The sequence below is a fragment of the Methylobacterium sp. WL18 genome (genome assembly GCF_008040015.1).
GTDB classification, from domain to species: Bacteria; Pseudomonadota; Alphaproteobacteria; order Rhizobiales; family Beijerinckiaceae; genus Methylobacterium; species Methylobacterium mesophilicum.
Genome location: NZ_VRVD01000288.1, coordinates 1 through 5,857 on the forward strand (window position 1 = coordinate 1; position 5,857 = coordinate 5,857).

Here is a 5,857-nt window from a genome sequence, read left to right on the forward strand (position 1 = left end):
AGCAGCCCGGCGCCCCCGCCCAGGACCGTCCCGACGGTGGCCCCGGTCCCGGCCGCGTCCACCGGGTCGACCACGTCGAGCTGGGGCTCGGCGAAGGGCTCGTCCCGGCGCACGGTCGGCTCGGCGCGGTTCGCCAGGATGCTGATAGCGCCGTGCGGGATCCCCGCAGCCTCGAGCTGCTCGACCACGGTGGTGGCGGTGTCGTACTCGTCGAACAGGGCGGTGAGGACGCGGGCGGCCATAGACGTTCTCTCGATCGACGGGCTGCCGCCCGGTTCCGTGAGGCGGCAGCGGGCATCCCGCCCGGCCGCCGGGACGACCTGATCGCCCCCCGATCAAGTGGCGAACGCAGTGCGGGTTCCCGCCCGCACCCCGAGGTTTCTTAACGGCGCGCTAACCATCCGCTCGGCAGATCTTGCCGGGTGCGCTCCCGGGATTTCCCGCGGGCACGCGGGATGGATCGAGCGCGATGGCGGAGACGGCGAATGCGCCGGTCAAGGGCGGGTCTTTCGGCGGGGCCGCATCGGTCCTGAGTCAGCTCGCGCTCCCCACCCGCGGCGACCTCCACGCGCTGTCCAAGCGCTCGGACCTCATGTTCGCCACCGGCGTCATGGGCATCCTGGCGGTGCTGATCTTCCCGCTGCCGGCGGTGCTGCTCGACCTGCTGCTGGCGGTCTCGATCATCACCTCCGTGCTGATCATGATGACCGGCCTGTCGATCGACAACCCGCTGGAATTCACCGTCTTCCCGACGCTGCTGCTCATCGCCACGATGCTGCGGCTGGCGCTGAACCTCGCCTCGACCCGCCTGATCCTGGGCCACGGCCACGAAGGGACGGCGGCGGCCGGCCACGTCATCGAGGCGTTCGGCAACTTCGTGATGGGCGGCAACTTCGTCATCGGGATCATCGTGTTCGCGATCCTGATCATCGTGAACTTCGTGGTCATCACCAAGGGCTCGGGCCGCATCGCCGAGGTCGCGGCGCGCTTCACCCTCGACGCGATGCCCGGCAAGCAGATGGCGATCGACGCCGACCTCTCGGCCGGACTGATCGACGAGAAGGTCGCCAAGGCCCGCCGCTCCGCCCTCGAAGAGGAATCGTCGTTCTTCGGCGCCATGGACGGCGCCTCGAAATTCGTCCGCGGCGACGCGGTGGCGGCCCTGCTGATCACGTTCATCAACGTGGTCGGCGGCATCGTCATCGGCGTGGCCCAGCAGGGCATGAGCTTCGGCGACGCCGCCAAGAGCTACACCCTGCTCACCATCGGCGACGGGCTGGCGAGCCAGGTCCCGGCCCTGATCGTCTCGACCGCGGCCGGCATCCTGGTCTCGAAGGCGGGCGTGAAAGGCTCGGCCGACAAGGCGCTGGGCAAGCAGCTGGCGCATTATCCCAAGGCGCTCGGCATGTCGGCCGCCGTCATGTTCCTGATCGCACTCCTGCCCGGCATGCCGATGCTGCCGTTCCTGCTGCTCGGCGGCGGGGCGGGCTACGCCGCGTGGCGCACCAACAAGACGGCCAACGAGGCCCCCCCGCTGGACGCGGAGGGCGTCCCGATGGACGCCAAGGCCGTCGCGGCCGCGGCCACGGCGAAGGAAGAAACGGTCACCGACCTGCTCAAGCTCGACGACCTGAAGCTCGAGATGGGCTACGCGCTGCTCGCCCTGGTCAACGGCGAGGGCCAGGACCGGCTCACGGATCAGATCAAGGCCCTGCGCCGCCAGCTCGCGGCGGAACTCGGCTTCGTGATGCCGTCGGTGCGCATCCTCGACAACGTCCAGCTCGATGCCAACTCCTACGTGGTGCGGGTCAAGGAGATCGAGGCCGGCACCGGCCGGATCTTCCCGGGGCAGTTCATGGCCATGGACCCGATGGGCGGCCAGGTGCAGCTGCCCGGCCAGCACATGCTGGAGCCCACCTTCGGCCTGCCGGCGACCTGGATCGATGCGTCCCTGCGCGATCAGGCGCAGCTCAAGGGCTACACGGTGGTGGACGCCGCCACCGTGGTCTCGACCCACCTCACCGAATTGATCAAGGCCCACGTCTCCGAGCTGCTCAACCATGTCGAGGTCTCGAAGCTCCTGCGCGAATTGCCCAAGGAGCACGCCGAGCTGCTCAAGGAGATCATGCCCTCGCAGATCTCGACCACCGGCGTGCAGCGGGTGCTGCAGTTCCTGCTCTCTGAGCGCGTGTCGATCCGCGACCTCGGGGCCATCGTGGAGGGCATCGCGGAGGTGGCGGGCGCGGTGAAGAACCCGCGCGACGTGGTCGAGCACGTCCGCGCCCGGCTCGGCCGGCAGATCTGCGCCCAGTACCAGGACCAGAACGGCACCCTGCCGATCATCACCCTGTCGCCGGCCTGGGAGCAGGCCTTCATGGAATCGATCGTCGGCGAGCGCGAGGAGCGCTACCTGGCGATGCAGCCCTCGAAGCTCAGCGAGTTCGTCACCGCGGTCCGCGACCGCTTCGAGGCCGCGGCCCGCCAGGGCGAGATGCCGGTGCTGGTGACCTCGGCGCAATCCCGGCCGTTCGTGCGCTCGATCATCGAACGCTTCCGCCGGGAGACCCCGGTGATGAGCCAGGCCGAGATCCACCCGCGGGCGCGGCTGCGCACCGTGGGGTCGATCTGAGCGGGTCGGCGGACGCGTGAGGGTTCATACGTCGCAGCTGAAGGACGATGAGCGGCCCGATCCGCGGCTCTCCCTCCGCCCCTCTGCGGCTACGGGCCATACAGGTGTCAGTCAGAGCCGTGGTCCAGCCCCTAGTGGAGGAGGCGCGGGTCCCCTCTCCCGTGCGGGAGAGGGACAGGGTGAGGGGACAGGTTTGTCCGGAGAGGGCGCATCCCTCACCCCAACCCTCTCCCGCACGGGAGAGGGAGCGCGTCGCGGCCTGCAGCAGCGCCGTTGCCTCAAAACTGGGTAGGCCGAAGCCCTTGTGGGGAGGAGTTGAAGGTTGGGGTGGCGCAGAAGGCACCGCCGCGCTCGATCCTGCACCACCCCCGCCCTTGACCCCTCCCCGCAAGGGAAAGGGGAAAAGCAGCTTTCTTTCCGAACCTTGGCGTTCGGGAAAGAAGTGTGGATCCGGTCGCCGCTGCGCGGAAGGCCCCGCTTCAGACCGCCTTCTGCTTCAGCTCGCGCTCCAGTTCGTGCGCGTCGAGCCCGGGCACGACCACCGGGGGCTCCGGCACGGTCGAAGGCACCGCGGCGGGCGAACCGATGGCGGCGGCGAGGCGGGAGCGTTCGAAGAGCACCACGACGATCACCGAGATCAGCGCCGGGATCCAGAAGTAGAAGATCCGGAAGATGATCACCGCCGCGATGATCGCGTCCTTCTGGGCGTCGTCGGTGATGTGCATCGCGGTGATGAACACGATCTCGAACACGCCGAGGCCGCCGGGGGCATGCGAGGCGAGCGCCACCGAGAACGAGGCCAGGAAGATCGCGAGCACCGGGATGAAGCCGGGGTTCATCGCATCCGGCAGCGCGAAATAGATGATGCCGGCCGCGCCCAGAAGCTCCAGCGGTGCCGCCAGCAGCTGGCGGGCCATGATGCCGGGGCGGGGATATTCCAGTTTGAACGCGCGGATGTGCAGCGGTCGCATGTGCAGGATCGAGCCGAGCACGTACAGGGCCACGAAGCCCAGCATGCCGAAGCCGACCACCAGGGCGGTCTTGGGGTCGGTGAGGAAGCCGGGGAGCCTGCCCTCGAGGCGCGTCAGCAGGTTCGGATCCACCACCAGGGTGAAGCCGCCGAGCAGGATCGTGCCGAGGAAGAACGTGAAGGAGCACAGGGCCACCAGCACGGCGACCTGCGCGGCGGAGAGGCCCTTGGCCGTGTAGGCCCGGTAGCGCACCAGGGCGCCGGAGAACACCGAGGCGCCGATGTTGTGCGACAGGGCGTAGGTGGTGAAGGAGCAGAGGGAGACGAACAGCCACGAGATGTGGTGCACGCCCAGGTGCAGCAGCGCGATCCGGTCGTACCAGGCGAGCGCGGCGTAGGCCACGAGGGTCGAGAGTGCTGCGAGCAGGATCCGGTGGGGCGGGATCGCCAGGATCGCGGACCAGATCGCCGCCAGCGATGTCGTCTTCAACTCTTGATAGAGGAAATAGCCCGATATCACGACCGCTGCGAGGCCGATCAACGGCCAGATGAAATCGCTGAGCTTCTTCATGTACACCGACGCCCCGGGGAGAGCCCCTGATGCGCCGCCATGCAACGCGCCGCAAGCGGATCGAGGCCATCCCGATTTCCCTTGTCAGGTGATCGTGACGGTTTCGTGCCGCGTTGCCGGCACATCACACACGGACCCTGCGAGCGAGCCGCAGAAGAGGATGCAACGCGTGGGTGCGCGTGCGGCCGGCGAGCGCGTCAGCCCCGGGCGCGGTTGAGCCCGATTCCGTCCATCGCGGCCTGGTCCCGGACCGCCTCCGCGGCGCGCTCCGCGGTACGCTCGCGGTCGTTCAGGATCTCGACCTTCTTGAGTTCCTCGAACGCCTCGCCGAGCTCGGCCTTGGCCTCGGCCAGCTGGCCTTCGAGCGCCTGAGCGGACTGGCGCATGTTGTCCCGTCGGCCGGCGGCGGCGCGGGCGTAGGTCGGGTAGGCGAAATGGCCGACATCGGTGATGCCCGCGCGCGCCTCCTCGACGGCGACCTCGCGGTCGAGTTCCACCGCCATGCGCTGGAAGTCCGCCATCATCATCTCGATCTGGGTCACACGCCGCCGCTTCTCATCAACCTGGAAGCGACGCAGCCGGATCAGCGTGTCACGCGATTTCATTGGGACGCTCACTCCACGCAACGCTCAGGGCCGCGCCAAGGACCATGCCCGGGCCATGCCCCAAACAGGATCGCGAACGCGAACCTGCTCAGACCCTAGTTCCGCATCATCGAATACACCCAAGCGGTTACCGCTTCGCTGCATGATGCCTAGGCTATGCCGACGATCTGGCTAAGCCGTGCGTAACCATCGCCGATGGACGTTGCTTCTTCCTTACCCTGCCCCAGAAAAGCCTCAAGCTGAGGCATGAGCGCCACGGCCTCGTCGACCTCCTGGGATGCGCCCGCCCGGTAGGCGCCCAAGCGGATCAACTCCTCCATGTCGGCGTAGGTGGAGAGCACCCGGCGGGCCCGGCGCACGATCGGCAGGTACGCCGGATCGCAGGAGCGCGGCATCGTCCGGGAGACCGAGCGCAGCACGTTGATCGCCGGATAGCGCCCGCGCTCGGCGATGGCCCGTTCCATGACGATGTGCCCGTCCAGGATGCCGCGGACCGCATCCGCCACCGGCTCGTTGTGGTCGTCGCCCTCGACCAGCACGGTGAACAGCGCCGAGATCGTGCCGAGGCCGACGCCGGGTCCCGCGCGCTCCAGCAGGCGCGGCAGCTCGGAGAAGACCGTCGGGGTGTAGCCCTTGGCGGTGGGCGGCTCGCCCGCCGCGAGGCCGATATCGCGCTGGGCCATGGCGAAGCGGGTGATCGAATCGATCATGCACAGGACTTTCGCGCCCTGATCGCGGAAGTGCTCGGCGACCGAAAGGGTCACGTAGGCGGCGTTGCGGCGCATGAGCGCCGGCTCGTCGGAGGTCGCCACCACCACCACCGAGCGGGCGAGGCCGGCGGCGCCGAGGTCGTCCTGCAAAAACTCCTGAACCTCGCGGCCGCGCTCGCCCACGAGGCCGATCACCGCCACGTCGGCGGCGGTGTAGCGGGCGAGCATCGACAGCAGCACCGACTTGCCGACGCCGGAGCCGGCGAAGATGCCCATCCGCTGGCCGGCGCACATGGTCAGAAAGGTGTTGATGCACCGGACCCCGAGATCCAGCGGGCCGCCGACCCGGGTGCGGGCATGGGCGGGGGGCGG

4 protein-coding genes and 1 pseudogene are annotated in these 5,857 nt (G+C 68.8%); 1 reads left to right on the top strand and 4 read right to left on the bottom strand.

Annotated features, from left to right (window positions below):
• A pseudogene (locus FV228_RS18510) lies at positions 1-242 on the bottom strand (hypothetical protein); the annotation flags it as partial.
• Between the two features lie 227 nt (positions 243-469).
• Here FV228_RS18510 and flhA point away from each other — a divergent pair.
• Positions 470-2,629, top strand: a complete 2,160-nt coding sequence (flhA, locus tag FV228_RS18515; protein WP_147855968.1) for a flagellar biosynthesis protein FlhA — start codon at positions 470-472, stop codon at positions 2,627-2,629.
• Positions 2,630-3,108: 479 nt separating this feature from the next.
• Here the strand turns inward: flhA and FV228_RS18530 are convergent, their stop codons facing one another.
• From FV228_RS18530 to FV228_RS18540, 3 genes are all read right to left on the bottom strand, one after another.
• Entirely contained in the window at positions 3,109-4,170 is a 1,062-nt protein-coding gene (locus tag FV228_RS18530) for a lysylphosphatidylglycerol synthase domain-containing protein (RefSeq protein WP_147855970.1), read from the bottom strand.
• 197 nt (positions 4,171-4,367) lie between these two features.
• Positions 4,368-4,775 (bottom strand): flagellar export protein FliJ, encoded by a 408-nt coding sequence (fliJ, locus tag FV228_RS18535; protein WP_147855971.1) that lies wholly within the window; start codon positions 4,773-4,775, stop codon positions 4,368-4,370.
• 149 nt (positions 4,776-4,924) lie between these two features.
• The coding region (locus FV228_RS18540; protein WP_147855972.1) for a FliI/YscN family ATPase at positions 4,925-5,857 on the bottom strand (933 nt) is incomplete at its 5' end.